General features: G+C 34.2%; 30 protein-coding genes and 1 tRNA gene. 24 read left to right on the top strand and 7 right to left on the bottom strand.

Annotation, left to right across the window (positions count from 1 at the left end; all coding sequences use genetic code 11):
* A partial coding sequence (locus tag C0Q33_RS02220; RefSeq protein ID WP_133120983.1) for a plastocyanin/azurin family copper-binding protein occupies positions 1–554 on the top strand: 554 nt, incomplete at its 5' end.
* A gap of 30 nt (positions 555–584) precedes the next feature.
* On the opposite strand, the gene C0Q33_RS02225 is transcribed toward C0Q33_RS02220, so the two are convergent.
* Entirely contained in the window at positions 585–1,703 is a 1,119-nt protein-coding gene (locus tag C0Q33_RS02225; protein ID WP_101476984.1) for a SpaA isopeptide-forming pilin-related protein, read from the bottom strand.
* 91 nt (positions 1,704–1,794) lie between these two features.
* On the opposite strand from C0Q33_RS02225, the gene C0Q33_RS02230 reads away from it, so the two are divergent.
* The 3 genes from C0Q33_RS02230 (at position 1,795) to C0Q33_RS02240 (ending at position 4,481) form a co-directional block, all read left to right on the top strand.
* Positions 1,795–3,384, top strand: a complete 1,590-nt coding sequence (locus C0Q33_RS02230; protein WP_101476985.1) for a hypothetical protein — start codon at positions 1,795–1,797, stop codon at positions 3,382–3,384.
* A 76-nt stretch (positions 3,385–3,460) separates the two neighbouring features.
* Complete coding sequence (locus C0Q33_RS02235; RefSeq protein ID WP_101476986.1) at positions 3,461–3,637, top strand: tautomerase family protein; 177 nt, start codon at positions 3,461–3,463, stop codon at positions 3,635–3,637.
* Between the two features lie 34 nt (positions 3,638–3,671).
* The gene (locus tag C0Q33_RS02240; RefSeq protein WP_101476987.1) at positions 3,672–4,481 is read left to right on the top strand and encodes a carbon-nitrogen hydrolase family protein; all 810 of its coding nucleotides are present in this window, start codon (positions 3,672–3,674) and stop codon (positions 4,479–4,481) included.
* On the opposite strand, the gene C0Q33_RS02245 is transcribed toward C0Q33_RS02240, so the two are convergent.
* Entirely contained in the window at positions 4,471–4,929 is a 459-nt protein-coding gene (locus C0Q33_RS02245) for a DNA topoisomerase (RefSeq protein ID WP_245867290.1), read from the bottom strand. The genes C0Q33_RS02240 and C0Q33_RS02245 overlap by 11 nt on opposite strands.
* A 75-nt stretch (positions 4,930–5,004) precedes the next feature.
* Between C0Q33_RS02245 and C0Q33_RS02250 the strand changes: the two genes are divergently transcribed.
* From C0Q33_RS02250 to C0Q33_RS02275, 7 genes are all read left to right on the top strand, one after another.
* Positions 5,005–6,159 (top strand): thiolase domain-containing protein, encoded by a 1,155-nt coding sequence (locus C0Q33_RS02250; protein ID WP_101476988.1) that lies wholly within the window; start codon positions 5,005–5,007, stop codon positions 6,157–6,159.
* A 1-nt stretch (position 6,160) separates the two neighbouring features.
* On the top strand, positions 6,161–6,526 hold the full coding sequence (locus C0Q33_RS02255) for a Zn-ribbon domain-containing OB-fold protein (RefSeq protein WP_245867291.1): 366 nt from the start codon (positions 6,161–6,163) through the stop codon (positions 6,524–6,526).
* A gap of 72 nt (positions 6,527–6,598) precedes the next feature.
* Positions 6,599–6,760, top strand: a complete 162-nt coding sequence (locus tag C0Q33_RS09185; protein ID WP_165776413.1) for a hypothetical protein — start codon at positions 6,599–6,601, stop codon at positions 6,758–6,760.
* 68 nt (positions 6,761–6,828) lie between these two features.
* Positions 6,829–8,925 (top strand): anaerobic ribonucleoside-triphosphate reductase, encoded by a 2,097-nt coding sequence (gene nrdD / locus C0Q33_RS02260; RefSeq protein ID WP_101476989.1) that lies wholly within the window; start codon positions 6,829–6,831, stop codon positions 8,923–8,925.
* A 289-nt stretch (positions 8,926–9,214) separates the two neighbouring features.
* Complete coding sequence (locus C0Q33_RS02265) at positions 9,215–11,872, top strand: adenosylcobalamin-dependent ribonucleoside-diphosphate reductase (RefSeq protein WP_101476990.1); 2,658 nt, start codon at positions 9,215–9,217, stop codon at positions 11,870–11,872.
* A gap of 54 nt (positions 11,873–11,926) precedes the next feature.
* Positions 11,927–13,045: a hypothetical protein gene (locus tag C0Q33_RS02270; protein ID WP_101476991.1), complete on the top strand. Its 1,119-nt coding sequence runs from the start codon at positions 11,927–11,929 to the stop codon at positions 13,043–13,045.
* Positions 13,046–13,071: 26 nt separating this feature from the next.
* Positions 13,072–14,217, top strand: coding sequence for a hypothetical protein (locus C0Q33_RS02275; protein WP_133120984.1), 1,146 nt, complete (start codon positions 13,072–13,074; stop codon positions 14,215–14,217).
* Between the two features lie 13 nt (positions 14,218–14,230).
* On the opposite strand, the gene C0Q33_RS02280 is transcribed toward C0Q33_RS02275, so the two are convergent.
* Positions 14,231–14,304: transfer RNA gene (locus C0Q33_RS02280), tRNA-Gly, on the bottom strand.
* Positions 14,305–14,324: 20 nt separating this feature from the next.
* Positions 14,325–14,993, bottom strand: coding sequence for a ribosome biogenesis protein (locus C0Q33_RS02285; protein ID WP_101476993.1), 669 nt, complete (start codon positions 14,991–14,993; stop codon positions 14,325–14,327).
* A 34-nt stretch (positions 14,994–15,027) separates the two neighbouring features.
* On the opposite strand from C0Q33_RS02285, the gene C0Q33_RS02290 reads away from it, so the two are divergent.
* The 11 genes from C0Q33_RS02290 (at position 15,028) to C0Q33_RS02340 (ending at position 22,506) form a co-directional block, all read left to right on the top strand.
* A complete protein-coding gene (locus tag C0Q33_RS02290; RefSeq protein WP_101476994.1) occupies positions 15,028–15,348 on the top strand; it encodes a ribonuclease P protein component 4 in 321 nt (106 codons plus the stop codon).
* Between the two features lie 31 nt (positions 15,349–15,379).
* A complete protein-coding gene (locus tag C0Q33_RS02295) occupies positions 15,380–15,832 on the top strand; it encodes a 30S ribosomal protein S19e (RefSeq protein WP_101476995.1) in 453 nt (150 codons plus the stop codon).
* Between the two features lie 7 nt (positions 15,833–15,839).
* Complete coding sequence (locus C0Q33_RS02300; RefSeq protein WP_101476996.1) at positions 15,840–16,118, top strand: DNA-binding protein; 279 nt, start codon at positions 15,840–15,842, stop codon at positions 16,116–16,118.
* 43 nt (positions 16,119–16,161) lie between these two features.
* Positions 16,162–17,211, top strand: coding sequence for a zinc-binding dehydrogenase (locus C0Q33_RS02305; RefSeq protein ID WP_101476997.1), 1,050 nt, complete (start codon positions 16,162–16,164; stop codon positions 17,209–17,211).
* Positions 17,212–17,224: 13 nt separating this feature from the next.
* Positions 17,225–18,082 (top strand): HpcH/HpaI aldolase/citrate lyase family protein, encoded by an 858-nt coding sequence (locus tag C0Q33_RS02310; RefSeq protein ID WP_101476998.1) that lies wholly within the window; start codon positions 17,225–17,227, stop codon positions 18,080–18,082.
* A gap of 98 nt (positions 18,083–18,180) precedes the next feature.
* Positions 18,181–18,771 carry a riboflavin synthase gene (locus C0Q33_RS02315; protein ID WP_101477072.1) on the top strand — a complete coding sequence of 197 codons (591 nt, stop codon included), beginning with the start codon at positions 18,181–18,183 and terminating at the stop codon, positions 18,769–18,771.
* Positions 18,772–18,843: 72 nt separating this feature from the next.
* Complete coding sequence (ribB, locus tag C0Q33_RS02320; protein ID WP_101476999.1) at positions 18,844–19,524, top strand: 3,4-dihydroxy-2-butanone-4-phosphate synthase; 681 nt, start codon at positions 18,844–18,846, stop codon at positions 19,522–19,524.
* A gap of 2 nt (positions 19,525–19,526) precedes the next feature.
* Entirely contained in the window at positions 19,527–19,961 is a 435-nt protein-coding gene (gene ribH, locus C0Q33_RS02325; protein WP_101477000.1) for a 6,7-dimethyl-8-ribityllumazine synthase, read from the top strand.
* Positions 19,939–20,691 carry a GTP cyclohydrolase IIa gene (locus tag C0Q33_RS02330; RefSeq protein ID WP_101477073.1) on the top strand — a complete coding sequence of 251 codons (753 nt, stop codon included), beginning with the start codon at positions 19,939–19,941 and terminating at the stop codon, positions 20,689–20,691. The genes ribH and C0Q33_RS02330 overlap by 23 nt, the downstream gene beginning before the upstream one ends.
* Entirely contained in the window at positions 20,685–21,875 is a 1,191-nt protein-coding gene (locus C0Q33_RS02335) for an amidohydrolase family protein (RefSeq protein WP_101477001.1), read from the top strand. Before C0Q33_RS02330 ends, C0Q33_RS02335 begins: the two co-directional genes overlap by 7 nt.
* Complete coding sequence (locus C0Q33_RS02340) at positions 21,862–22,506, top strand: 2,5-diamino-6-(ribosylamino)-4(3H)-pyrimidinone 5'-phosphate reductase (protein WP_101477002.1); 645 nt, start codon at positions 21,862–21,864, stop codon at positions 22,504–22,506. The genes C0Q33_RS02335 and C0Q33_RS02340 overlap by 14 nt, the downstream gene beginning before the upstream one ends.
* On the opposite strand, the gene C0Q33_RS02345 is transcribed toward C0Q33_RS02340, so the two are convergent.
* Positions 22,503–23,012, bottom strand: a complete 510-nt coding sequence (locus C0Q33_RS02345; protein ID WP_101477003.1) for a transcription factor — start codon at positions 23,010–23,012, stop codon at positions 22,503–22,505. The genes C0Q33_RS02340 and C0Q33_RS02345 overlap by 4 nt on opposite strands.
* A gap of 127 nt (positions 23,013–23,139) precedes the next feature.
* On the opposite strand from C0Q33_RS02345, the gene C0Q33_RS02350 reads away from it, so the two are divergent.
* Together C0Q33_RS02350 and C0Q33_RS02355 are read left to right on the top strand one after the other, a co-directional pair.
* Positions 23,140–24,012: a PDC sensor domain-containing protein gene (locus tag C0Q33_RS02350; protein WP_133120985.1), complete on the top strand. Its 873-nt coding sequence runs from the start codon at positions 23,140–23,142 to the stop codon at positions 24,010–24,012.
* A gap of 57 nt (positions 24,013–24,069) precedes the next feature.
* Positions 24,070–24,768, top strand: a complete 699-nt coding sequence (locus C0Q33_RS02355) for a sensor histidine kinase (RefSeq protein WP_101477005.1) — start codon at positions 24,070–24,072, stop codon at positions 24,766–24,768.
* Positions 24,769–24,830: 62 nt separating this feature from the next.
* Here C0Q33_RS02355 and C0Q33_RS02360 read toward each other — a convergent pair whose 3' ends face one another.
* Positions 24,831–25,370, bottom strand: coding sequence for a tRNA (cytidine(56)-2'-O)-methyltransferase (locus C0Q33_RS02360; RefSeq protein WP_101477006.1), 540 nt, complete (start codon positions 25,368–25,370; stop codon positions 24,831–24,833).
* The gene (hflX, locus tag C0Q33_RS02365; RefSeq protein WP_245867292.1) at positions 25,367–26,515 is read right to left on the bottom strand and encodes a GTPase HflX; all 1,149 of its coding nucleotides are present in this window, start codon (positions 26,513–26,515) and stop codon (positions 25,367–25,369) included. The genes C0Q33_RS02360 and hflX overlap by 4 nt, the downstream gene beginning before the upstream one ends.
* Between the last annotated feature and the right edge of the window lie 3 nt (positions 26,516–26,518).

Below are 26,518 nucleotides of genomic sequence, written 5' to 3' on the forward strand. Positions count from 1 at the left end.
GCGCACTATTTGGTCTATTGGCTCTAGTTGCTATCTTAGGTGTAGTACCAGCATTTGGTCAAGCAGCAAATGAAATTGATATGACGCCAGGAGCAGGCGCTGCCGCAACTGCGGCTTGTGTTGCAGCAAATAATTGCTTTGCTCCAAACCCAATGAATGTTGCACCAGGAACAACGGTAACTTGGAAAAATACTGATACTGTAAGTCACTATGTGACAAGCGGTAAACCATCCGACAATACAACCGGAACTGTGTTTGATAGCGGTAATTTAATCAAACCAGGCAGTACATACCAATTTACTTTTGCAAATGCAGGCACATTCAATTACTTTTGCACTGTCCATCCATGGATGACAGGTCAAGTAATAGTAGGTGGAGCAGCAGCTAGCGCAGCAGCCCCAGGAAATCAAACTGGAATACCACTAGGTCCTCCATATACAGCAGGTAATGCAACCGTACCAGAATTTGGTCCAGTAGCATCAATAATTCTTGCAATTGCTGTATTGAGCGTTGTAGTGTTTGCTGCAAAGACTAGAGTAATTCCTAGATTCTAAAATCAACTTCCTTTTTCTTATTTTATTTTTCTAAGAGCCTAGTTCAGGCTTTACTGTAGATAATGATATGGCATGATCATCTATCAAGACTCCTACTCCAACTGCGACATCCTTTACCTTGATTACAATTTTTGTCAAGTCATCATCAGAAAGAGTATATTGTCTTGCAAGAGCATTTTTTACTTTCTTTTCAGTATCTGATATTTGATTTAGTCCTGATGGCATGGATATGTCAAGAGTCTTATTTATCATGTTAGCCGGAATTTTTCCGCTCTGATCTTGTATTATGTAGAATGAAATTTTATCAACAATTACTTCATGAGGAAGCATATCCAAAGCATTTGCAGTGTAAAATGCTTGAACATCTAAAATATTGATATCATTTGAGGTAGAACTTGTTACCATTCCGCTGTTCAACATTGAATCTAATGGAACGTCAATGATGGTAAATCCCTCAATGAAGTTTTCGTTATAATCTCCAAGCGAATTTCTGATATCTTTGCAAGTTATGCTCTTTGCTGTTTCAGAATCCATTTTCATCAACAGGGCATTTGAACTTGAGCCATTGGTAGGTACAGAATTCCAGAGAACCTGAGTCTGGAATTTTTGCTTGTTAAACAAACTAATGTCTGTATCATAGTGACCAGGTCTAAGTGGTCCCTCTCCAGCGTATATGGAACCGCATTCAAACTTGGTTGTATATGTAACACTTCTTGAAGAACTTGTCTGCACAGCATTATTGATGGGTAAATCCGTAAATGTTACAACACCTGATGAATTGTTTACCTGCACCGTCTTTTGAATCTGGTCTACACTAAATCCTTGCATTGTACCCGTTTGAATTATGATGTAATTTCCATTTTTTATTCCTGATAAAGTGATTACGCCATCCTTGTCTTTTTCAGTATCATCTGGACCATTATCTACAATTGTATAATTTCCTGTACCTGTAAAGGGATTAGGTGATATTACGAATTGACTTGCTCCGATCAACTTGTTATCATTTGAAAGAGAGATTATTGTAAGAGATGAATTTTGTGCAAATACAGAATTCGTAGAGTGGTAAATTCCAGAGTTTGATACGAGATACAAAACCAATACAAAAGATGATATCGCAAAAATATATGTTATTTTCGAGAGCCTTTTCATTTCATAATTTTATTGTATCTTGTTAATAATTTTATGTTAGATACAGGTCTTACTCAAGAATTAAATAGGTTGTAGAGTACTTTTTCAATTAATGCAACTTTATGTCAAGACTGTATTACCGTTGATTTTTGGCTTGATAGTTTTTTCATCAGCAGTTCCATTTATTCCACAAAAAGCATATGGTGATGGTTTTACCCAGGAAAATGTACAGGCAAGCATTGGAAACAGAGTGATTACGACATTTATCAAACTCAGTCCTCCAATTATTACTTCGAATAGTCAAGTTGACAAGTCTATATTTTTTAGATTTTTTGATGCAAATACAAATACGACAATAAATAATGTATCATTTTACATCAACGCAACAAAGGGAAATCAAAATTTGATGTATGATCTTTTTTACACCCACACAGGATTTCTTACAATACATTTCTTACCCGGAGGTGAAGTGGGCAAATGGACAGTACAAGGCGATCAAGATCCGGTATTGGGCGGATGGACATCACAAAGTGATGACATAAACATTATAGCACCAATACTAACAGAGGGAGGCCTTTATCATCTTAATTTGTCTATTTTAGCTCTTGATTATGCTAATACTCTAGTTAATGGAACAAATCCACCAAAATTTGATTCGTATCTTAGTGTTGGTGATGTATCAAACCAGGATGTTACTTATCAAAATAATCCGTATAACACAACACTGATTTCTTACTATGACAAGACATCTGATTTTAATTTTGATGAATCCACAAAACAATTTTCTTGGAAGATGCCATTTGATTGGGATGTTAGTAGATTCCAAGATAGACCAATATTCATACATGAAGAATTAAGAGTTCCAAAGTCACTTTCTGCCTTCTCAGATACACCATCATATGCTGCAAGTGCAGAAGGGTTTGGTCTTTCTGGCAGAAGAGTCATAGTGGATCCGTATACAATTGGTGATTACATGATAGTTCATTTATTCTTAAACAAGCTTGATTTGATAAACATGTCAAAGACTATTCCGTCTGGAGATAATAGTATTGAATTCAAAGTGGCTCCAGAAAACCCCAATGTACAAACATCTGCTTCAATGTTGACAGACTTTGGAGGGTGGCACGTAAAGCTTGGATGGAATCCTACAGATCTGACTGCAAATTCACAAAATAACTTGAATATCAGTTTCTATGATTCATTTACAGAACAACAGGTTACAGGAGATGTGGACTATGATATTCAGGTACTTGACAAAGATCAAAGCGTACTATGGTCAAAGACTGATGCCATTGCTTCACAAGGTTCTGATACTCAAACTGTAAGCTTGCCTGGTAACGGAATCTATAGTATTACTATTAAAGTAAAATCAATTACAACCAATGGTTTTCCAGATAATTCCAGAATAGGTATGGCTAGAGGAAACATAGTGATACCTTCTACTGTATCAGAACAACAGGATACATTGACGCAATCTAGCCAATCAACTAATGTAACATTATCCAATAATACAACCGCATCAATGCAACAAATACCAAATATGACAACCACATCAACATCAGCTAATGCAACAACAAGTAATGTAACATCAAGCAATAATGCAACCGTACCAGAGTTTGGTCCAGTAGCATCAATAGTTCTTGCAATTGCTGTATTGAGCGTTGTAGTGTTTACTGTAAAGACTAGAATTCTAAGACACTAAACTTTTCTATTTGTTATTTATCTGATAATTCTGTATAGTATCAAAGAATAAATTCAATACTAATTCTTTGAAAAACATGCCTATCATAACAGTGTCAATGTATCCGGGCAGAACTGTTCAACAAAAAGAGGAATTTGCAAAAGCCATAACAAAATCAGCGGTGAAAATTCTAAAAACAAAAGAGAATCACGTTATTGTGGTTTTTGAAGATAATCCAAAAGAAAATTGGTATATGGCAGGAAATCCCCTCTAAACACATTTTTATTTTATATTAATCAAACAAGCTTATGGCAAAGATAGCTGTAGTTCAAATGCGAGCTGAAACAGACAAGAAAACTAATTTAAAAAAAATTCTAAGATACATTTCACAAGCTGCACGCAAAGGTGCAGTTCTATGCGCATTTCCTGAATTTATGATGTGTTATACTCCATCTTCTCAATCTCCCTTAGAACTTGCAAGTATTGCTGAAAAGATTGACGGTGAATTTGTCTTATCCATATCTAAAGTGGCAAAACAAAACTCAATTCAAGTTGTTGGTACTCTATATGAAAAAAGTCCAAAACCAAATAGAGTGTATGACACATCTTTTCTTGTAGATAAAAATGGCAAAGTGATTTCAACATATAGAAAAATTCACCTCTATGATGCACTTGGCTTTAAAGAATCCATAAAACTTTATCCTGGTTCCTCAATTACAAAACCAGTAAAAACTAGTGTAGGTAAAATGGGTATGATGATTTGCTATGATCTTAGATTTCCCGAAATGTCTAGAATCTTGGCCTCATCAGGTTCTGAAGTTCTAGTAGTACCTTCTGCATGGGTTAAAGGAAAAATGAAAGAAGAACATTGGTTGGCTATAAACAAGACAAGAGCAATTGAGAATGGTTGCTATGTAATTTCTCCAGATCAGGTGGGAAACATTTACTGTGGAAGAAGTATTGTAGTTGATCCTTACGGGAAGATACTACTTGATATGAAAAAAAGAGAAGGAATTGGAATTGTTGATATTTCATTAGATGAAGTCAAGCAAGTAAGACAAAGACTTCCACTATTACGAAATAGACGTACTGACATTTACAAAGATCTCAAGATTTAGAAATTCTACTTTCACATCGCATGTTAGAGCATTGTCTTGCCCATTTTTGTTTTCTAGAATATCTTAGTAAAATAATTGGCCAAAAACAAATTTTACAAGGCATCTTTGTTGCACAAATCATTCCCCTTTGTACTAGTGGAGCAGATGCTCTACAACCATTATAATAATTTGAACATCCAATGAATCGTTTCTTTGTCTTGCGAGATCTGATGATGAGAAGTTTTCCTATATGACAATCAGGACATTCCACAAGACCGTTAACAGGTGTATTTGTACCTAGAATGACATATTTTCTCTTCTTCTCTGACCATGAAAGATATCCATTCTTGTCATAGTATTGTCTTACCTCACTCTGGATCTTGCCTACCTTTTTCTTTGAAATTTTAACTAAATTTCTTGAATCTGATCGTTTTTTGACTACTGTCATCTGAGTAATTTGGTCCTTCAATGATGATATCATACTGTTTATCGAATTAAAGAAACTACTGAAGAATTTTTATATGGAATCTAGTCAGCGAGATTTGTGGAAAAAGTCTGTCTTATTGGTGCCGGCAGCACAAAATATGGTAAATTAGAAGACAGCATTATAGATATTGCACTTCAGGCATCAGTTGATGCCATAGAAAGTGCAGGGATAGAACCAAAGGAGATTCAAGCTGGATACATTTCTAATGTATTTGGTATTGCAGACAAGCAAGTTCACTTGGGTCCTGTTATAATGAGTAATCTTGGAATTCCAGAAGTTCCTTCACTTTCAATTGAATCTGCATGTGGAAGTGGTTCTGTTTCATTTAGAGAAGCATATGCAAATGTTGCTGCGGGATTTTATGATGCAGTATTAGCAACAGGTGTGGAAAAAGTAACTCATACTGGTACTGAATGGACTACAACTTACTTTTCATATTGCTCTGATTTCTTTTATGAGGGAGGAGCTGGTGCTTCATTTCCTGGATTATTTGCATCTATGGCAAGAGCATATCTTGCTGAATTCAAAGCTACAGAAGAAGATCTTGCAATGGTCGCAGTAAAAAATCATGATAATGGTTTACTTAATCCAAAAGCACATCTAAGAAAAAAAATTACAATAGATGATGTAATGAAATCAGCTGTAGTTGCAAGTCCGTTAAAGTTGTATGACTGTTGCCCATTTTCAGATGGTGCAAGTGCTGTTATCATATGTAGTGAAAAGTTTGCAAAGGCTCATACTAAAAATTATGTTGAAGTTATTGGATCAGGAAGGGGTGGATCACCTGCTGCACTCCAAGGAAGAGATCACATCACTACTATACCAAGCACCGTAATTGCAGCACAGGCTGCATACAAAATGGCTGGTATAACAGCAAAAGATATAGATTTTGCAGAAGTTCATGATTGTTTTACAATTGCTGAACTAGTTGACACTGAAGACTTGGGATTCTTTGAAAAAGGAAAAGCTGCACAAGCAGTTAGGGAAGGAAGAACCAAACTTAACGCCGATATTTCTATCAATCCATCTGGAGGTCTAAAATCAAAAGGTCATCCAATAGGTGCAACTGGAATAGGTCAAGTGGTAGAAGTTTTCGATCAATTAACAGGAAAAGCAGGAGAAAGAACAGTCAAAGACGCCAAAATCGGATTAACCCATAACTTTGGTGCTACAGGCGCCAGCTGTGCCGTACATATATTCAAAAGTGTATAAATTGCTCACAAAAGAAGAATTCGCCAACAATGCTAAACTGGGAAAAGTTCTCACTAGAAAATGTACTAAATGTGGTCATCTTCATCTAGTTACAACTTATTATTGTCAAAATTGTGGAAACAAAGGATTTGAGAATACCATAATTGATGGTAAAGGCTACATTGTTACCTATACAATAATCACTGTTCCGCCAGATGGATACGAAGAATATGTTCCATATGCATGGGTAGTTATGAAATTAGACGAGTCTGAATTGAGGATTTCAGGTTTTATGGCAGACATAAAGTCACCAGCAGAACTTCCTCTTGGAACAAGAACAAGAATAACCGGTTACGATCAACGTGGAATCATAATCGAGAAACAATAAACTAAATTTATTAAACTGATTAAAAAAATTCAAAAAATCTCTTTTATAATATTTGATCTGACATAACTTGAAATGTCAGTAGATGTTGTTTGTGGAAAATGTGGAGCTAAAATTGCAAACATGCGCATGCTAAAATCAATAAAAGATGTAATGAGACCGTATAACAGTAAATGTCCATCATGTGGACAGAGTTTATCTCCATCTGAATTTAGTGTGGATGTACAGAAAAACTGATCTAAAAAGCTTCCGTAGAGATCAAACCAGTCAAAAATCTTAATTACCGATGCCAATTAGGTAATTCCATGGAGCTAAGTGAAGACTTTGGAGATCCAAAACGTGGTGGAATATTACAATCAGCATCAAAGCGTGTAAGAATGATCTTCTCTGTTATGGCAAGTCCAAACAGAATTGATATTTTACGTATCTTAAACTCAAAAGGACCTCTTACTTATTCTGAACTAAAATCTCTAGCTGGCTTTAAATCAAAAAAGGAAAGTGGCAAGTTTGCATATCATTTAAGAAAATTACTAAGACAATCTCTTGTAGCTCTAAACAAGTCTGAAAGAAGATACACAATTACTAATTTAGGAAAACTAGTCCTAAGTCTTGCAAGACAGATCGAAGAGCGATCTATCATCGAGAGCGGTAAAATGTATGTACGAACTTCACATGAATCAATAGAAGAGTTCAACTCCCATAAGATTATCCAATCCCTCGTTCGCGAAGGCAGCCTTCCACTTGAGCTTGCCCAAAAGATAACTGAGGAAGTAGAAAATAGAATATACAAATTCCAGACATCTTACCTTACATCCTCACTCATACGTGAGATGGTCAACTCTGTACTCTTGGAACAAGGCCACGAAGATTATAGGCACAAACTTGCAAGATTTGGATTACCTGGCTATGATATTCATGAGTTGTTGACCAACGTAGATGGTATACATAATGGAGTAGAGGGTCTATTGTTTAAAACGGGACAAACAGTATTTGGCGAATATCTTGTATTAAACACATTACCAAAGGACGTTGCTGACTCTCATCTCTCAGGAGATCTTCATATCACAAATGCCGGATTATGGTCGCTTCTTCCAGATACCATATTTGTAAACATTAAGGAACTTATAGAAGATGGTGTTGATCTGAGAGGAAAATTCTTGGGTGTTACAAGAACATCACCACCAAATTCACTGGATGATCTTTTCACATCTATGTCTCTATTGACAAGTCTTCTCATAAAAGAAGCATCACAAGAAGTAGTAATGGATGGATTAGTTGCTGTATTACAAAAATATTCCAAGAATTTGTCTGAAATTGAAGAAAAACTTGCAAGCTGCTTTGCAAAAATATCTACAGGACCCAAATATGGAAAGAACGGAACACTCACTTCATTTAGAATTTCTATTGGAACAGAACCAAAATTAGTTAATACTATTCTTCAAGCCTACAAGAAATATGTAAAGTCAACACCAATTCCTTCAATAGGATTGATAGTTGATTATGAAAAAGCCAAGATAAGTGACTATTCAGAAATTCTGGCAGATATAATTGCATTAGGAGGACACATTATGTTTGCTAAAGGCTTGGTATCTAACAAAGGCTTGGCACGAATAGATGCAAAGAACGTCGGAACAACCTCTATCAATTTAGAATCTCTATCAATCAATATGCCAAGATTGGCCTTTGAATCTAACAAAGATGAAACCTATTTCAGAGCAAGACTTGCACTATTGATGAAACCCGCACTTGCAGCCATGTCTTTAAGAAAGAAGGAAATATCTGATCTAACAAGACGTGGTCTTAATCCAATTCTTGCAAACAATACTCAGTATATGCAAAAGGGATCAGTAACTCTAGTTGTTAATCTAATAGGACTCAAAGAGGCAGTTTATGGTATTTTAGGATTCGAAAACAACAAGGCTGGACAGGAAATCCTGGCTAAAGTGATAAACACTGCTATGGAAGTAGCCACAAAGAAAGGAAAGGAAATGGGAGATAATGTTATTGTAACTATGACTGAAAGTGATGCAGCAAGCCGTTTCTCATCTCTTGATGGTGAAAAATATGGTAAGACATCAATTAATCAACATGTAATGGGCGAGTCCTATTCAGAAGGAATTGTACTTGATGCCTCTGAGATAGCAGAGATGAACCCTAAGAATGAAAAGATTGTAGAATCAAACTATTTCTCAAAGATACTCAACGGTGGATTACTAGTTCAATTAAAGATCCCAGATACAATGGATTCTTCGGGAATTAAGAAGGCAATTGAAAAAGCAGGAGATCTGTTAGGATCTTTCAGACCAATAAGAAAAGTACCTATATGTAGTAACTGCGGTCTCAAAGAAGAAAAGATCGCAGAAAAATGTTCAGTATGCAAGTCACCTTACATACTTGCATAACTCTCACCTTAGGAAAGATTGATAATCCAATTAAAATTTTTTAATCAAACTAAACTTTTATTTGAATTTTTAATGCATAATTCTTTAAACTATTATTTATGATCCAAGGTCTAGACTAGAAATTTGATCTTAGGCATGGATTAAATTTTTATGTATAGTTCTTCAAATGATCTCATACTATGAAAATCGTAATGGTGTCAACAAAATTGATCCAAAGTTTAGCTTTAGAAAATTATTTTTTGCCGCAGTGTTTATTTAACTCCCATTTGATAGGGGTACGGGGAGTAAGTTGACAGATTTTTCACAAATAGAGAATACGATCCTTCAAGTAAAGAAGCGCGACGGTCGAGTATCAAATTTCCAAAGAGATAAAATTTCAGGCGCGATATACAAAGCACTCGTAGCTTGCGGAAGATCAGATCATGGATTGGCAGACAAGCTTGCAAATCATGTTCTCACAAAACTTGTCAATCGTGGATTTTCTGGTTCAGAAGCACCAAGCGTAGAAGATGTTCAGGATATGGTAGAGTCTACTCTAATTGAAGAAGGACTAGGAGAGATCGCAAAGGCGTACATCCTGTATAGACACGAACGAAGAAGAGTTAGAGAAGAAAAAATGAAGGTTCTAGAATCAAAGGCTCTTGATAATGTAGCAAAAAAATTCGATCTTAATTGCTTACGAGTTTTAGCATCGAGATATTTACTTAGAAATAACAAAGGTCAGATAACTGAAAGTCCAGGTGAAATGTTTGAAAGAGTTGCAATTCTTGTAGGTATTGCTGATATCATAAGAGATTCATCTGTATTTCAAATTGAAGGTGGTTATACTCATAGTGTAGAAGAGGCAGCAAAGTATCTAGAGAAACTTGATGACTTTGACTATAAATTCAAAGTAGGAAAATACTATCTAAACAAGTATCACTTTAGATCATTGATAAATCACTATATTGATTTAGAAAAACATGGCCAGATGAAAGTAAGCTTCCGTGAACTATTGACTATGTTGGCTGCAAATAAGTTTGAACAATATGCCGAAAGAATCCAGGAATATACTGATCTAATGATTGCTCAGGACTTTCTACCAAATTCACCAACTATGATGAATGCTGGTGCAAGATTGGGACAACTTTCTGCATGTTTTGTCCTAGCAATGGAAGATGACATGGAAAGGATAATGAAATCATCTTCTGATGCAGCATTGATTTTTAAGTCAGGTGGAGGAGTTGGTATCAATTATTCTGATTTAAGACAAGAAGGAGATATGGTGGCATCAACATCTGGAGTAGCCTCAGGTCCTGTCTCCTTTATGAGTATAATCAATACTGTTACTGAAGTAGTAAAACAAGGCGGAAAAAGAAGAGGTGCAAACATGGGAATCATTGAAGCATGGCACCCAGATGTTGAGAAATTCATCACCGCAAAAACAAAACCAGGAGTTTTAGAAAACTTTAATGTAAGTGTAGGAATTTGGGAAGACTTTTGGGAAGCACTAGTTAATTCAGAGGATGGAAAATTCGTTCTTCGAAGTCCAAAAGAAAGAACTCCTGTAAGAGAAATAAATGCACATAATCTAATTGACTTGATTGCACTTTCTGCATGGAAAAGTGGTGAACCGGGACTGATCTTCTTTGATATTATAAACAAATACAATGTATTTGCAAAAGCAAGAGGTGGACCAATCAGAGCTACAAACCCATGTGGAGAACAAAGTCTCTATCCGTATGAATCATGTAATCTTGGTTCAATCAATCTATCTAACTATGTCAAGAGAAAAGCAGACGGTCAATACGAATTTGATTGGCAAAGATATGAAGAAACAATAAGGAAAACAACAAGATTCCTTGATAATGTAATTGATGTTAACACATATCCAATTCCAGAAATTGATAAGGCATCTAAAGATTCACGAAGAATCGGACTCGGAGTAATGGGAGTTGCTGATCTCTTATTCAAATTAAGAATTCCATACAATTCTCAAGAAGGATATGAATTCCAGGAGAAACTTGCTGAAGCATTAACATATTATTCAATGGAAGAAAGTATCGCACTTGCAAAGACACGAGGACCATTCCCACTGTGTTCAAAAACAGAATATCCAGAAGCTAAGATTCCTATTGCCGGATATTATGAGAAACCAAAGAGTGCGCGTACTTACGATTGGGATGCTTTGATTGCCAAGATTCAGAAACATGGCATTAGAAATGTTCTAACAACTACAGTTGCTCCTACTGGTACGCTATCAATGATAGCTGATTGCTCAAATGGAATGGAACCAATGTTTGCCTTGGTCTTTGAAAAGAGAGTAACAGTAGGCAGATTCTTCTATACAAACAAAATATTTGAAGCAGTACTCAAAGAGCATGGACTATACAACGATCAGATTCTAGAGAAGATTGCAAATAACTACGGTTCTGTCAAAGGAATTGCTGAGATTCCAGAATGGATCCAGAAGATATTTGTCACAGCAATGGACATTCACTGGGCAGACCATCTAATGGCTCAGGGAGTGTGGCAAAAATGGATAGGTAATGCAATTGCAAAGACAATCAATATGCCAAGTGATGTCTCATCTGATGATGTAAAAGCTGCATATCTATTAGCACATGATCTTGGTTTGAAAGGAATTACTGTATTTAGAGATGGTTCAAGACATGAACAAGTGTTACACATGACTGGAAAGGATGTTCAAAAGAATTTCCAAGTGACTCCAAGTCCATTTGTTACAGATTATATCTCAAAGAATGTCACAAACGCATATCTAAAAGCTGAGATAGAAAGAGCACTTCAGATAAAAATTCCAGATAATGTAGTGTCTGCTCAAATACCAGCACTTACACCAGAACAAATGGAAGAGAGACTCTGTCCTACATGTAAAAACAACTTGGTATTTGCAGAAGGATGTAGTGTATGTATTGAATGTGGATACAGCGGTTGTACATCCGGCTAGATGTTCTTGTCTAAATCAAAACTCTTTTAGTATCTTTAATTGCTGAAAGTATTATTGAATAAGAAAATCATTGGTGTTGGTATTGGAGCTGCAATAGCTATTGCAGCAGTTTTTTTAATAATAATGCCACAATTGCAACCTCAAACTATACCTCAGACTCAAACTGCAAATATTCCTCATAACATAAAACTAGGCCTTGTTATCATACCTCCTACCCAAAAATCAACTCTTCAAGAAGTCAAGGATGCATATGCCCAAGCAGCATCAACAGGAATAGGGAGAAGCAATGTCTATCTTTCATGGCCTCTTATGGAGCCTTCACAAGGAACTTACAACTGGGGTTATTCAGATATCTTGATGGGGTTGAATCGTGAACAACACCTCAATGTTACACTTTACTTTTCAGTAATAAACAATCAAGACTTGGGACCATTTCCAGATTGGATGGGAAAACCACAACTTGATCAAAAACTTCAAGATCAAACAGTAACCACTCTTGATGCAATACTTTCAAGATATTACATAGTAGATTATGTGATATTTGGTGGAAATGTTGATAGTTACTTTAGAGATCATCCAAATGAGATTCCGCAATACGTAGATTTCTTCAATGGTGTATATGCTAAATTAAAAGTAAAACATCCCGACGTCAAATTTGGAAACTGGTTCTCATTAAACGATATAGTAAATCATTATCAACCAGATATTGTAGGGAAGCTAAACCAAGGTGATTTTGTAGCATATTCTTATGCTCCAGTTGATGCATTATATGATGAAAGTAACAGTACAGAAAAGGAAGGGGCTAATTTACAAAAGATGATTGATTACGCAAATGGAAAGAAAATAGCTTTAATGGAAGTTGGTTGGAGTACTGATAAATCAATTAATGGTACAAAAGAAGATCAACAAAACTTTGTAAAGACTGTATTTGATTTTTACAAGAAAAATCAATCTGATTTTGAGTTTCTAACTTGGTATCGACAGTATGATAGACCTGTTGATACCTGTTATAATTCACTAAACAAAGCTACTAATTCTATCTTTAACAATGATGAGGTCTTGAATAATACAGCTGCATATCTATGTGGTACTGGTTTGATTGATGTAGATAAAAATCCAAAACCTGCATGGGATGAATTTACCAAACAAATACAATCTATTCCTAACTCTTAATTACAGAATTAGCCAATTTTCATTAATTGAAGTATACAGGGCTTTTTAGTTTTTTACTATTAATTACAAGTATCACTCCTGTGTTTGCATTATACGAACCTCCAACTAGAGAGGAAAAGGACAATTTTGATCAGTTACTTGCCCAATTTGAGGCAATTAATGCAACAAAAAAAGATGTATCCGATGTAATTCAGACACTTCAAAAACCACTGATAAGTACTTTCTTGTGTAATTCACAGGATGTCAATAACCAAGTAATAACAACAATCAAAACAAAATTGGCAAAGTTTGATGAAAGTATAGTTCACCAAGACTTGGTTACAGGAGGATCCTACACATGGCATTGTTCAGAAAATATTCAAGGTGAAAAAATTGTACTAGACTGTAACAACGAATTGCGAATTAACCCACATGTTATTTCTAATGATACACAAATAGATCCCAAATTACATAGTGTTGAAAATCTAGTCATATTATATCATGAATTACTTCATGGGCAGCTTATGATTGATGCAATAAAGAGTTCACCTATATGGCAACAAGAGACTTGTAACATAAAGCCCGGAGAAAATATTGATTATTCATATGCTGATCCTGATCATAAAATAATAAACTATTTGCAAACACAATTTGCATCTGATTTAATTGATAAAGAGGGAGGAAAAATGATTACAAAAGAAATCAATCCAGATGCAACAAAAAATGGAACATTTACGATTAAGGTATTAAGCTTCCAAGACTATCCTTTGTTTGGAAATGGCACAAAAATTACCTTTAGGACAAGTAATATATTTGAAAATTCATTTTTTCAGGTAAAAGATGATGTCTTTCTTAGTGGACATTTAAAAGATGATACAAAATCTGGACTTGCATGGTTTTACCTTTTTAATAACGAAAAAACACAAAATATGACATATGAACCTGTTCCTGCTTGGACAAAACGAGTTGCAGGTTTGTGGTCAAGTGGAAATACTGATGACAAGGGTTTTTCTTCAATGATTGATTATCTAGTACAGAACAACATAGTTAGTTCCAATAATGGAAAAAACACTATATCTACAATACCTCACTGGCTTGAGAAGAATGCTTATCTGTGGTTTTCAGATAAAATTGATGACAATACATTTGTTCGTTCTATTCAATATCTCATTTCAACTGGAATAATCTCTTAATAAGAAAATTAGATGCGGTCGCCGGGATTTGAACCCGGGTAACGGGCTTGGAAGGCCAGTGTACTAACCAAACTATACTACGACCGCTCACTGTGCCAATCTTAGACCTACATAATAATTCTTTTTTCGTATTCATAGAGTATACGTGAAATTATGATATGAGCTTCAAGTGGATTTTTGTCTACTAATACTGTTTTGTTAAAATAATCTTTGTTTTTATCAAAAAATTGTCCTTTTGAAAATCCTCCAACAACAAGACAAGTATTATCGTTTATTTCCTCTGCTACTTTTTGGTAAGAGCTTTTGACTCCTTTACTTGAAAGTGCAATTGTTTGCTTTGGATTAATTTTTTTAATTAGATTTCCAAAATTCATTTCCTTTATCTCTAGCAATGTATTGTTATTTTCTTCAATTCTTCCAGTAGCGTATAATTTTTCAACAAGTCCTATGAATCTGTGATATGACTTTGGTAGTCTGACATTTTGACCGACAGAAATAACCTTATCATCAATTGTATGGACAAAAACATCTAGTTTGTTTTCGAAATAAAGAGGAATACTACAAGCTTCAAGCAAAGAAAAATGAACAAGATCCGGCCTTCCTCTTTTTATCTCGTTTTTGATTCCTTTCATCGCTGCAAAATGCCATGATATGTCAAGTAAAATTTCAGATGGTTTTTTGTTAAATCTTCTAGCCGATGCTATAACTGAATTATGCCTCTGTAGTTCTTTAGGTACTAATTCTAATGCAGATTCTGCTATTACCAGAGAGAGCAAGATTGTATTTTAAGGGTAGGAATTATTAAACAACATGAAACCTGCAATTAAAGACCTTTTAATAGAAAGGATGCAAATTCTGATTAAAAATGCCATATCTTATGCAAGGTCTAATCCAGAGTTAGCAGAAAGACAAGCAGCACTTGCCAAGAGACTTTGTACAAAATATCGTATTAGAATGCCCTATGAGTTGAGGATGCATTTTTGTAAAAAATGTAAGAAGTTTATTGTACCGGGATTTACAGCAAGGGTGAGAATAGGAAGGAGTAATCTCAAATCAATACGTATTACCTGTGGTTTTTGTAACCACACATACAGAAAGATAATTAAAAAACAAATTCCAATAGGTCAATGATTTATAAGACGAACTTTGAATTTTGGTTTTTATGGCAAAGGCATATGATGTACCAGCAGATATGTTGATTGGTAAATTATCTGATACTTTAAAGACTGAGGATATTGTACAACCAAGTTGGATCCCATTTGTTAAAACTGGTGCACATGCAGTAAAGCCTCCTCAACAAAGTGATTGGTATTACACAAGATGTGCATCTCTTCTAAGAAAAATTTACTTGCACGGTCCTATTGGAGTAAACGATCTAAGATCAATGTATGGAAGTGCAAAGCCTATTGGTTATGGAGGAGCACATCACAAAGATGCTGGTGGTTCAATAATTAGAACAGCCATACATAGTTTAGAAAAATTAGGTTATTTAGATAAAGTTGAAGGAAAAGGCAGAACAATATCTCACGCGGGTATGAAAAAACTTGATCGTCTATCAACTGAGATCTTGAATGAATTAATTGCAAAGAATCCAAATCTGAAGAAATATTCCTAGTTGTATTATGAGCTCTCATAACCCAAATGATGAACGAAATCCAAGCGATGCAGAAGTTTCTGTCTTGAAGGATAATGCACTAAAAACTCTCCTAACTGCTGAAGCAAGAATGAGACTAAATAACGTTAGAATGGTTAAACCGGACCTTGCAGCAATGGTTGAAAATTATCTCTTAGGACTCGCATCTCAGGGAAGGCTGAATTCACAAATCTCCGACGATCAGTTAAAGCAAATTTTACTGTCTATTCAACAACCCAAGCGAGATTTTAAGATTAATCGCAAGTAGTTCTAGGGAAAATATATTAGGGGTAAATAGAACGGTTACAAATATGAAAGCAGTTGTTTATGACAAGTATGCACCAAATGATGATTACAAATCAATTCTAAGTGTAAAAGAAGTACCTGATCCAAAACCAAAGTCAAACGAAGTTGTTTTCCGTGTAAAGGCAGCTGCCTTAAATTATAATGATATTTGGGGAATGCGTGGACAACCAGTTCCGGTTCCGTTACCACACATTTCTGGTTCTGATGCTTCAGGTGAAGTTACTGCAGTAGGAGAAGATGTTACAAACTTCAAAGTTGGTGACCGAGTTGTTTCACATTCAAACATGTCATGCAGAGTTTGTGAAGCATGTACTGATGGCAGAGAATATGATTGTCTAAAGAGAAGCATTTGGGGGTTCCAGACAGGGCCATTGTGGGGTGGATTCTCTGAATTTACTCACTTACCTGAAGTCAATGTTGCAAAAATTCCAGAAGGTGTAAGCTATGATGAAGCTGCCGCTGCATCAATGACATTACTTACTTCATGGCATATGTTAGTAGGAAGAGCAAAAATTCATCCTGGCCAAACAGTCCTTATCATGGGAGGAGGATCTGGTGTGGGAAGCTTTGGAATTCAGATTGCAAAACTGTATAATTGTAACGTTATCGCTACAGGAAGTCCAGATAAACTAGACAAACTAAAAGAACTTGGTGCAGATTTTGCTGTTGACCACAGAAAACCAGATTGGAGTAAAGAAGTAAGACAAATTGCAAAACCACTAGGTGGTATAGATATCTCATTTGATCATATAGGTCAAACTCACTGGAATGATCAGCTCACTTTACTAAAGTATGGTGGAACCTTGGTAACATGTGGCGCAACTACTGGATATGATGCAAAAACAGACTTGAGACATATATTCTTCAAAGGAACTAACATCTTAGGTTCTACACAGGGAACAAAAGCAGAATTAGAACAAGGATTGTACTGGATGGGTAAAAAGAAAATTAAAGCTGTAATAGATTCAGAATATAGCTTTGAAAATGCCGCAGAAGCACACACAAAAATGCTTACTGGAAAAGGATTAGTCGGCAAAATCCTACTCAAACCATAAATAAATTTTATTTATGGCAAGACTCCTTCGTAGTCTCTTATTTGTTCCAGGTAATAATAGCCGCTTTTTAGAAAAAGCAAAATCATTACGTGCTGACATTATTTGTTTTGATCTAGAAGATTCAGTACCTTTTGACGAAAAAAAATTGGCAAGAAATTTGATAAAAAACGCACTACAAAATAGATCAGAGTATAATTCCGAAATCTACGTAAGAACAAATTCTCCAATATCTGGACTGATACCTGATGACCTAAAAGAAATTATTCAAAAAGGTATTGATGGTATTGTGATTCCAAAAGTAGACACTGCAAGTGATATAAAAAAAATTGAAAAAACTATGATTGGATTAGAAAAGAAACGTAAACTAAAACCTATTGAGATCATTGCATCAATAGAATCTACTAAAGGTGTTGTAAACTCTTATGCTATAGCCTCATCCAGTAAAAGAGTCTCTGCATTGGTCTTTGGAGTGTTTGATTTGTTAAATGATCTGGGTGTTGAGTACACAACGAATCCAGAAGGAGCTGTATATTCAAGAACAAAAATTCCAGTAGATGCAAAGGCTGCGGGAAAATATGCAATTGATGCAATCTGGCAAGACATTGATGATGCTGTAGGATTGGAACATGATTCCATCGCTGCCAAAAACTTGGGATATGGGGGCAAAAGCATTATTCATCCAAATCAAATTGATATTGTTCATAAAGTATTCTATCCCACTTCCTCAGAAATAGAATGGGCAAAAAAAGTTATCAACGCATATGATTTAGCCAAAAAAAATAAAAAAGGGGCTACAACAGTTGACAGAAAAATGATTGATGAAGTACATTACAAGAGAGCAGCAACTCTACTAAATTCAATAAAAAAATAATCAATATGTCAAGAAAGTTGAATATATGACCTGGCTACAGATATATCTATTATTTGATAAACATAAATCATCTAGATGCAAATAAGAATTCATTAATCATGTTTACTGGAGTAATTGAAGGCTTGGGCAATATTGTACGATTTGATAAAAAAACAAGTAACCGTAGTGCTGCAAAAATGAAAATAAAACTAGGTAAAATTGCAAAAGGACTCAAAATCGGAGATAGTGTTGCAATAAATGGTGTATGTCTTACTGCAATAAATATTTCAAAAGATGTTGCAGAATTTGAAATGGTTGGTGAAACAATACAAAAAACTAATCTTGGAATCCTGCAAAGTGGTAATAAAGTCAATATTGAAAGAAGTCTTAAAGTTGGTGAGCGACTTGAGGGACACTTTGTATTGGGTCATGTTGATGGTGTGGGCATAATTTCTAAAATGGATAAACAACCAAATCAAATAAAAATATGGACAAAAGTTCCAAAAGAATTATCAAAATACATAATCAAAAAAGGTTCTGTTACAGTTGATGGTATTAGTCTAACAGTTGTTGATGTACTCAAAGATCAATTTTCAGTTTCAATAATACCACATACCCTGAAAATAACTAATCTAAGTTACAAAAAAGTTGGAGATAAAGTTAATATTGAAACTGATATACTTGGAAAATATATTTTATCTGCTGGCTAGTTACTTACCACTATTTTGGTAATTACCAATTTTCTAGTAAAGTTTATAACAATAATGAAAAGCTGATCATGTATGTCCTTAGAAGAATCTATTTCATCGCTTAGACGCGGTGATTTTATTTTACTACATGATGGGGGTAAACGTGAAAATGAAGTAGATATGGTAATTGCAGCAGAATTTGTAACTCCTGAACATATAGCACGTATGCGTAATGATGCGGGAGGACTAATTTGTATGTCCATAAATCATGAATTTGCAACTAGTTTAGGTCTTGATTATATGCATGAAATTTTATCTACTTCTCAAAAGTTTGATTCAGAATCAAAGAAGATGATTATTGGTACTGCTCCATATGGAGATAGACCGTCTTTCTCAATCTCGATTAATCATAAAAATACATTCACTGGAATAACTGACAAAGATAGAGCATTAACAATTTCTGAAATGGCAAAATTATGCAACAGTGAAAATGATAAGAAAAAAGAAATTTTCAATTCTACCTTTAAGACACCTGGTCATGTTCCAATGCTTATTGCTTCAGAAGGGTTATTATCAAATAGACTTGGACATACTGAGATGTCAATTTATTTAATGAAACTTGCAGGACTAACACCAGTTACAGTAATCTGTGAAATGTTGGATTCTCAAACATATACTGCGTTATCTACCGAAAAAGCTAAACAATATGCTATAGCTAACACCATGCCATATTTTGATGGAACTGAGCTTGTTAAATTTGCAAAGGAGCATTGATTTTGAATATTGCTATTGTTGTATCCGAGTTTAATAGTGAAGTAACTTCAAAAATGCTGGAATTGGCTACCGAAAAGGCAAAAATATTGAAGATGAACGTAAAATATACCTGTAAAGTACCTGGTGTATTTGATATGCCTCTTATAATTGACAAATTATTGCAAAAAAAAGATGTTGATGCTGTCATAACTCTAGGTGCAGTAATCAAAGGACAGACCAAACATGATGAACTAATTTCAAATGTTACTGCAAAAGCACTAGTAGAACTTTCAATAAAATATCAAAAACCTGTAACATTGGGAATAACAGGACCCGGAATGAGTGATAGACAGGCACATCAGAGAATACGACCCGTATCTGAGAGAGCTGTAGAGGCTGCAAAGAAATTATCTGAAGAACTTGAGAAAATTAAAAATGATTCAACTAACCATAATTAAGATCACTGGATACGGACCATGGACTCTAACCTTGGGCAGTGATAGAGAACATAGACTTCAGATGCTCCAAGCATCATTATACAAAGAAATACAAAATTTGTTTTCAGAAAGAAACTGTCTTGCATTTCCTAACCGATTTGATGAAATCTTTGTAATAACTAACAGTCTTTCAATTGATGATCATATAGAAATTCAAAAACAACTTGTAAAGTCGTTTGAGTTGGGGTTGTCAATGTCTATAGGACAAGGTAATACTCCATTTGAAGCAAGTTCTAATGCTGACCAGGCAAGACGTACTAATATAATGTTAAGTAAGGATCATAATATTTTTGGATTCCCACTAGGAAAAGACGAAAATTCAATCCGGATTATACACATGGATGTAGATGGTTCTACTTCAGTCTCTGCAAAAAAGTCACCCTATGAAGTATCATTACTTATTATCAAATTATATTCAGAAATGTCAGAATTTTTCCTACAAAGAAATTCTCTTACATTTTTCATGGGAGGAGATAATTTTATGATAATAAGTTCAAGTGTGAATAAAGATGAAATAATAAAGTTTCTTGAAATTGTGAAACAAAAATATGATATTTCATTTAACTGTGGAATTGGAACAGCAAAGACTGGAAGAGATGCAGCCAAATTAGCTACTCAATCATTAGATAAGATTCGTGAACTGAGAGATTCAGGAAAAAGAGAGACCCGAATTCTAGAGATAACATGCTGATAAAAAATGTCAGTCTTCTTTATGGTAGAGAACTAGAGTATATTCAAAATGCTCATGTAAGAATCACTGGAAAATACATTGGACCAATAGGGACAAAACTCTCACCTCATAAAGATGAGCAGGTACTTGACTGCGAAGGTCTACTAATGATGCCTGGGCTAATTAACTCGCATACTCATATTGGGGATTCTATAGCAAAAGACATAGGCATAGACTCTGACGTTGAGGAAAAGATACATCCAGTTAGTGGGTTCAAACAAAAAATTCTCAAGAATTCTAATAAATCACATCTGGCAAGTTTTATAAAAAATTCATGCATTTCAATGATTAGAAAAGGCATAACAACATTCATTGATTTTCGAGAAGGTGGTATTGAGGGAATTAATCTATTAAAAAATACCATATCAGATATTCCAATAAGGCCTATCATCTTGGGAAGAATTGAATATTATCAAGATTCAAAATCTATCAAGAATAATACATCTATACCAGAAGCAAGAAAACTAGATCTAAAAAATCTTCTAACTAACTGTGATGGACTTGGAATCAGTGGTCCAAATGAATTTAGTAATTCTGCATTAAGATATTTTGCAACAACAAGAAAGATTCGTGCTATACATTCAGCCGAGACTGAAGAAAGTAAAAAAATATCTCAAAAGATATGTGAAAAAACTGAGACTCAAAGAGCCCTCCTTTCAAAACCAAACTTTTTGGTTCATATGACTTATGCCTCAAAAAAAGATCTTGCAATTGTATCTAAAAACAAGATAAACATTGTCATATGTCCAAGAGCAAATGGTTCTCTTGCAGAAGGTATTCCTGATGTAAATCTAATGCTTGATACTGGTTGTAATGTAGCAATTGGAACTGATAATGTTATGATAAACTCACCTGATATGTTCAGAGAGATGGATTATCTCTGGAAAGTCTCAATGGGTATTAAGAAAAAACGACTAATGCCAAAAAATATACTTCAAATGGCCACGACAAACGCTTCAAATCTTTTAGGTAGTAAAATAGGAATTATTCAAAATAATAAAATAGCAGACTGTATATTTATTGAAAAACATTCAATTGATTTAGAACCAATGCATAATCCTCATGCCTCAATAGTTCAACGTGCTTCGGAAAATACAATAAAAGCAGTAATGTATGAAGGAAAATTAGTTCATGGTAAAATCTAGACCTTACGTAATAATTAGTGCTGCTATGAGTATAGATGGAAAATTAGCTACTCGTACGGGAAGATCTAATCTTTCATCCAAAAAAGATTTGATACGAGTTCATAAACTCAGAAAGACAGTTGATGCAATACTTGTGGGGAAAAATACGATAAGTATTGATGATCCTTTACTTACTGTCAGATATGTAAAAGGAAAAAACCCAATTCGTATAATTCTTGATTCAAAGGGAAGTTTATCTCCTAAATCTAGAGTGATAGAAACCGCAAAAAAAATTTCTACTATACTCGTGATATCGGAAAATGCTCCAAGAAAGGTTGAGAGATTCATTGCAAAAGGAGTTGAAATAATAAGATGTGGAAAAAATAAAATTGATTTAAAGAAATTATTAGAAATACTAGGAAAAAAAGGAATCAAAAGAATTCTTGTTGAAGGAGGAGGTACAACAAACTGGTATTTTTTCAAGGAAAAACTAGTGGATGAAATCATACTAACAGTTACACCATATGTTCTTGGAGGTAGTACGGCAATTTCTCTAGTTGAAGGTGACGGTTTTGGAGAAATACCTGATTCCTTTAAATTAAAAAAGATTGAGAAAATACAAAATGAAATAGTTTTACATTATACTTGTTAGTGCTTTAGATCATCACGTAGTTGGTCAATTTTGACTTGTAATGCTTTCTTGAGTTTTTCATTTCTTGAAAGATTGACTAATTTTCCACAAGTTGGGCATTTGAATGAGAGATCAAGAGCTTTTTCAAAGGTTAGTTTTTGACAGTCTTCATTTCCACAATGATAAAAGTCTGCAGAGTTTTCATAATCTACTCTATGTTGTAATCTTTCTACAATTTTTTTCTTTTGATTCTCAATGAAATTATCTACCTCATCTCTTCTTGCTCTCCATCTATAGACAAACCACCCTTTCTTTTCGTCCTTTACTCTTATTCCTGTTATCAAGGCTTTACCAAAAAGATCATACAAAACCTTCCTAACTATGTTGATTCTAAGTCCAGTTGAACTTGCAATTTCTTCATCAGTGGCATCCTCTGTGTTAAGCAAAGAACGTGCAACTTTGAGATACTCATCTCCACCAATTAATGCAGCAATTTTTACAAAAGGATCCTCATGTTCAACAGACATTGTACATTTCCTTCCTGATATCCATATTTAATCAATGGTTTTAAACCTGTTTTTTATTTAATATGTAGTTATCAAATTGATAATCAATCCGTGACACTTTTACTTGGAAGAATTTACTGTAAATGTGATGAAATCTAGAGTACTCATTCTATTTTCTATCTTAGGAGTTATTTTAATTACTTTTAGTTCTGTGATGTATCTTCAGGGAATTACTGAAAATAATATAAAATCAGAATTAATCAAGCAGGCAGAGATAGAAAAATTGAGTCAAATTAAAGATATATCTTCTCACGTATCATCTGACCTTGATAGTGTAATAGCACGACTCACTGGATTAGAAGATTCCAAGGAATTTCAAAGTGGAAAACTTGATAATATGACAGAAAAACTAGTTTCAGAAAAATATTTAGAGATTAATAATATCGTAGACCGGATTTTTGTAACGGATGCTAAAAACATTGTAAGGATTAACGCAGTACCTCCAGGAGAAAATAGATTTCTTGGTTATGATGTAACAAATAGAACTTATGTACAAAATGCTATCTCAAGTGACGATCTGTCTCTATCTGATTATTCTATAGGGTTAGATGGAAAAAGCAGACTATACATTAGTAATAAGATAACTACCCATGAATCTGGTAAATTTGAAGGAATTGTATGGGCTACAGTTCCAATTAATTCATTTTTCTCTAGGTATTACAATATTGATAATTCAAGTTTACCATTTATGATGGTGATGGATAAAAATGGAACATATATGATATCTCCATTTCCAAATCTTGTGGGAAAAAGTTTTTTCTCATCTGACGTACAAAGTTTTTTTCATAATAATTCTGAAGTAAACAGATACACTAGAGAATTACTTGCTGGTAAATCCGGAATTACATCATTTGATTTTGGGCTAGGACCTAGAACAGTAGTCTATGATCCTGTATTTGTTAATGGAATACCTCAATATTATTTGATTCTAGTAACACCTAATGAATCTGTATATTCATAAATTGATGATATTCTAAATCTTCAAAGAAATGAAATTGTATTTGGTTTTATTGTTAGTATGATATTTGTTTCAGTTCTAATTTATTTAATATTAAAAAGAGACGCAAAGTTATTTCAAAACGAACTAGTAATTCAAACACAACATGATGAACTTATAAAAAATGAAAGATTATCTACTATAGGAGAATTGGCTTCTAGGCTTGCACATGATATTAGAAATCCACTTTCTATCATTATGAACACATCTATGTTAATTAAACAAAAAAATCCTAATTTGGATGAGAAAACCCTTGGTTTCTTAGATAAACAGATTGATTCTGTAAAAAGAATTTCTAGTCAACTAGACGATGTGCTGGATTTTGTAAGAATTAGTCCTCTTGATCTAGAATATCATTCGATTCTTGGAATAATCCAATCGGCTATTAATAAAATAGAAGTACCAAAAACAATTGAAATTGTATTACCTACGAGTGATTTTAAAGTATATTGTGATGAAAATAAAATTGAAGTTGTACTTGTAAATTTGATAACTAATGCAATCCATGCAATAAAAGAAAATGGCAAAATAGTGATAAGAGTTATGGAAGAAGAGAATAGTCAAGTGATAGAAGTAGAAGATAATGGGGAAGGGATTCCACGAACAATTTTATCAAGAATATTTGATCCACTATTTACAACAAAGAGTTCTGGAACAGGGCTTGGTCTATCAAGTTGCAAAAATATTATTGAGAACCACAAGGGTACAATAACTGTATAATCATCTGAAGGTGTTAAAACTATATTTACAATTAGACTTCCTAAAAATTTAAAATAAAATATTTAATCAACTGAATTAGTAGTTTTAGTAATTACGTTTTTCCCTTTTTTTGTTGGTACTATTTCTCGTTCTCCGTCAGAATACTTTTTCTCAAGATACTGTCCTTGTAAAATTCTATCTAGCAAGATTGCAAGAGCTGAAATCTCTGAATGTGGTTGATTTCCAATTGCCACATTGTAATCAGACATATCATATGCCTCTCTTGGAACTTTTTCGGCTCCCACAATTATCAAAATTTTTTCTTCTTTTCGTATATCATCCTGTACAGCATTAATATTTTCACCATACATTGTCAAATGAACTATTTTAAATGATTCCTTCTTTTTTAATCTGACAACATCCTTCCAATTCTCAATGATCTCTACTTTGAAATCACTGCCCCACATTTTATTTACTTTGGATATAGTTTCTTTAATATCTGGATTTGCATCATACATGTATATTTTTGAAGCTCCAAATGCTCTTGATACTAGGGTAACATGTGTTGTTACTCTATCATCTCTGACAAGACGTGTTCCTATGCGTAAAACTTCGATCTTCATCTTTGGAATTTTCTTTGCTTCTGTGGTTTTGATATTTCAGTTTTTCTTCCTGTTATAGGTATTGCATCTATTGCCTCGAATACTAGCGTCTTTAATTGATTAATATTGTATCTAGTTGTGGAAGACACTGGTAACCATTTTTTATAATCATCCATACCTAATTCTTTAGCTCTCTCTGCAACTTCTTCTTTTGAAATCAAGTCTAACTTATTTAGGACAAAAATCATTTTATCTTTACTTACTCCAATTTCATCTAAAGTAGAAATACAGCTCTTGAATTTTTTTCTTAGTTCTAAAATGTCGTCACTAATATCAATTACAACTATTACAACATCTGTATACACAAGTTCTTCAAGAGTTGACTTGAATGCTGCTACCATGTATGATGGAAGCTTGCTTATGAAACCTACAGTATCCGAAATTAAAACTTCAGAGTTTTTGAGAGTGATCTTTCGTGTAGTTGTAGATAGAGTAGTGAAAAGTTTTGGACTTTCTTCTTTTTCTTCTCCTGTTAATATGTTGAAAAGTGTAGTTTTTCCTGCTGATGTATACCCTGCAAGTGAGATCGTTTTGAATCCAAATCTTTCTCTTGCTTGTCTATGAAGAGCACGTTGAGTTGATGCCTTTACTAATTTTGTTTTTACACCATTCATTCTATTTTTGATGTCATTAAAGTAGACATCAACTTCGAACTTTCCTATTCCCATGAATCCTGGCTGTTCTCCCATCTTTGCCAGTCTAACTTTTTCTCTAGCTCTTGACATCTCATATCTTAACTGCGCCATTTTTACTTGTAATGTTGATTCTGAACTCTTTGCTCTACGTTCAAAGATCTGAAGAATTAGAGCTTCCCTATCCAGAATGTTCATTTTGAGAGTAGAGGCTAAATTATAATTTTGACTTGGTTTGAGAATTTCATCAAAGATTATTACATCAGGTTTTACTGTACTCAACATTTCCTTGAGTTCCTCTACCTTTCCTTCTCCAAGACCATACTTTGACTTGTTTAGAAATCTATGTTGTATGACCTTGCGAACCTCATATCCTGCAGCATCACAAAGACCTAGTGCTTCTTTTAGTGCATCTTCTCTATCATATGTTATGAGAATAGCAGAATCTTTCAATGTTATATTGCCGTCTTTCACTAT

The organism is Candidatus Nitrosotalea bavarica (assembly GCF_900167955.1).
GTDB classification, from domain to species: domain Archaea; phylum Thermoproteota; class Nitrososphaeria; order Nitrososphaerales; family Nitrosopumilaceae; genus Nitrosotalea; species Nitrosotalea bavarica.

Coding starts and splice junctions, on each gene's coding strand:
- C0Q33_RS02225 (WP_101476984.1), bottom strand. CDS start 1,703: ATGAAAAGGCTCTCGAAAATAACATATATTTTTGCGATATCATCTTTT.
- C0Q33_RS02230 (WP_101476985.1), top strand. CDS start 1,795: ATGCAACTTTATGTCAAGACTGTATTACCGTTGATTTTTGGCTTGATA.
- C0Q33_RS02235 (WP_101476986.1), top strand. CDS start 3,461: ATGCCTATCATAACAGTGTCAATGTATCCGGGCAGAACTGTTCAACAA.
- C0Q33_RS02240 (WP_101476987.1), top strand. CDS start 3,672: ATGGCAAAGATAGCTGTAGTTCAAATGCGAGCTGAAACAGACAAGAAA.
- C0Q33_RS09185 (WP_165776413.1), top strand. CDS start 6,599: ATGTCAGTAGATGTTGTTTGTGGAAAATGTGGAGCTAAAATTGCAAAC.
- nrdD (WP_101476989.1), top strand. CDS start 6,829: ATGGAGCTAAGTGAAGACTTTGGAGATCCAAAACGTGGTGGAATATTA.
- C0Q33_RS02290 (WP_101476994.1), top strand. CDS start 15,028: ATGAAACCTGCAATTAAAGACCTTTTAATAGAAAGGATGCAAATTCTG.
- C0Q33_RS02295 (WP_101476995.1), top strand. CDS start 15,380: ATGGCAAAGGCATATGATGTACCAGCAGATATGTTGATTGGTAAATTA.
- C0Q33_RS02300 (WP_101476996.1), top strand. CDS start 15,840: ATGAGCTCTCATAACCCAAATGATGAACGAAATCCAAGCGATGCAGAA.
- C0Q33_RS02305 (WP_101476997.1), top strand. CDS start 16,162: ATGAAAGCAGTTGTTTATGACAAGTATGCACCAAATGATGATTACAAA.
- C0Q33_RS02310 (WP_101476998.1), top strand. CDS start 17,225: ATGGCAAGACTCCTTCGTAGTCTCTTATTTGTTCCAGGTAATAATAGC.
- C0Q33_RS02315 (WP_101477072.1), top strand. CDS start 18,181: ATGTTTACTGGAGTAATTGAAGGCTTGGGCAATATTGTACGATTTGAT.
- ribB (WP_101476999.1), top strand. CDS start 18,844: ATGTCCTTAGAAGAATCTATTTCATCGCTTAGACGCGGTGATTTTATT.
- C0Q33_RS02330 (WP_101477073.1), top strand. CDS start 19,939: ATGATTCAACTAACCATAATTAAGATCACTGGATACGGACCATGGACT.
- C0Q33_RS02335 (WP_101477001.1), top strand. CDS start 20,685: ATGCTGATAAAAAATGTCAGTCTTCTTTATGGTAGAGAACTAGAGTAT.
- C0Q33_RS02340 (WP_101477002.1), top strand. CDS start 21,862: ATGGTAAAATCTAGACCTTACGTAATAATTAGTGCTGCTATGAGTATA.
- C0Q33_RS02345 (WP_101477003.1), bottom strand. CDS start 23,012: ATGTCTGTTGAACATGAGGATCCTTTTGTAAAAATTGCTGCATTAATT.
- C0Q33_RS02350 (WP_133120985.1), top strand. CDS start 23,140: ATGAAATCTAGAGTACTCATTCTATTTTCTATCTTAGGAGTTATTTTA.
- C0Q33_RS02355 (WP_101477005.1), top strand. CDS start 24,070: ATGATATTTGTTTCAGTTCTAATTTATTTAATATTAAAAAGAGACGCA.
- C0Q33_RS02360 (WP_101477006.1), bottom strand. CDS start 25,370: ATGAAGATCGAAGTTTTACGCATAGGAACACGTCTTGTCAGAGATGAT.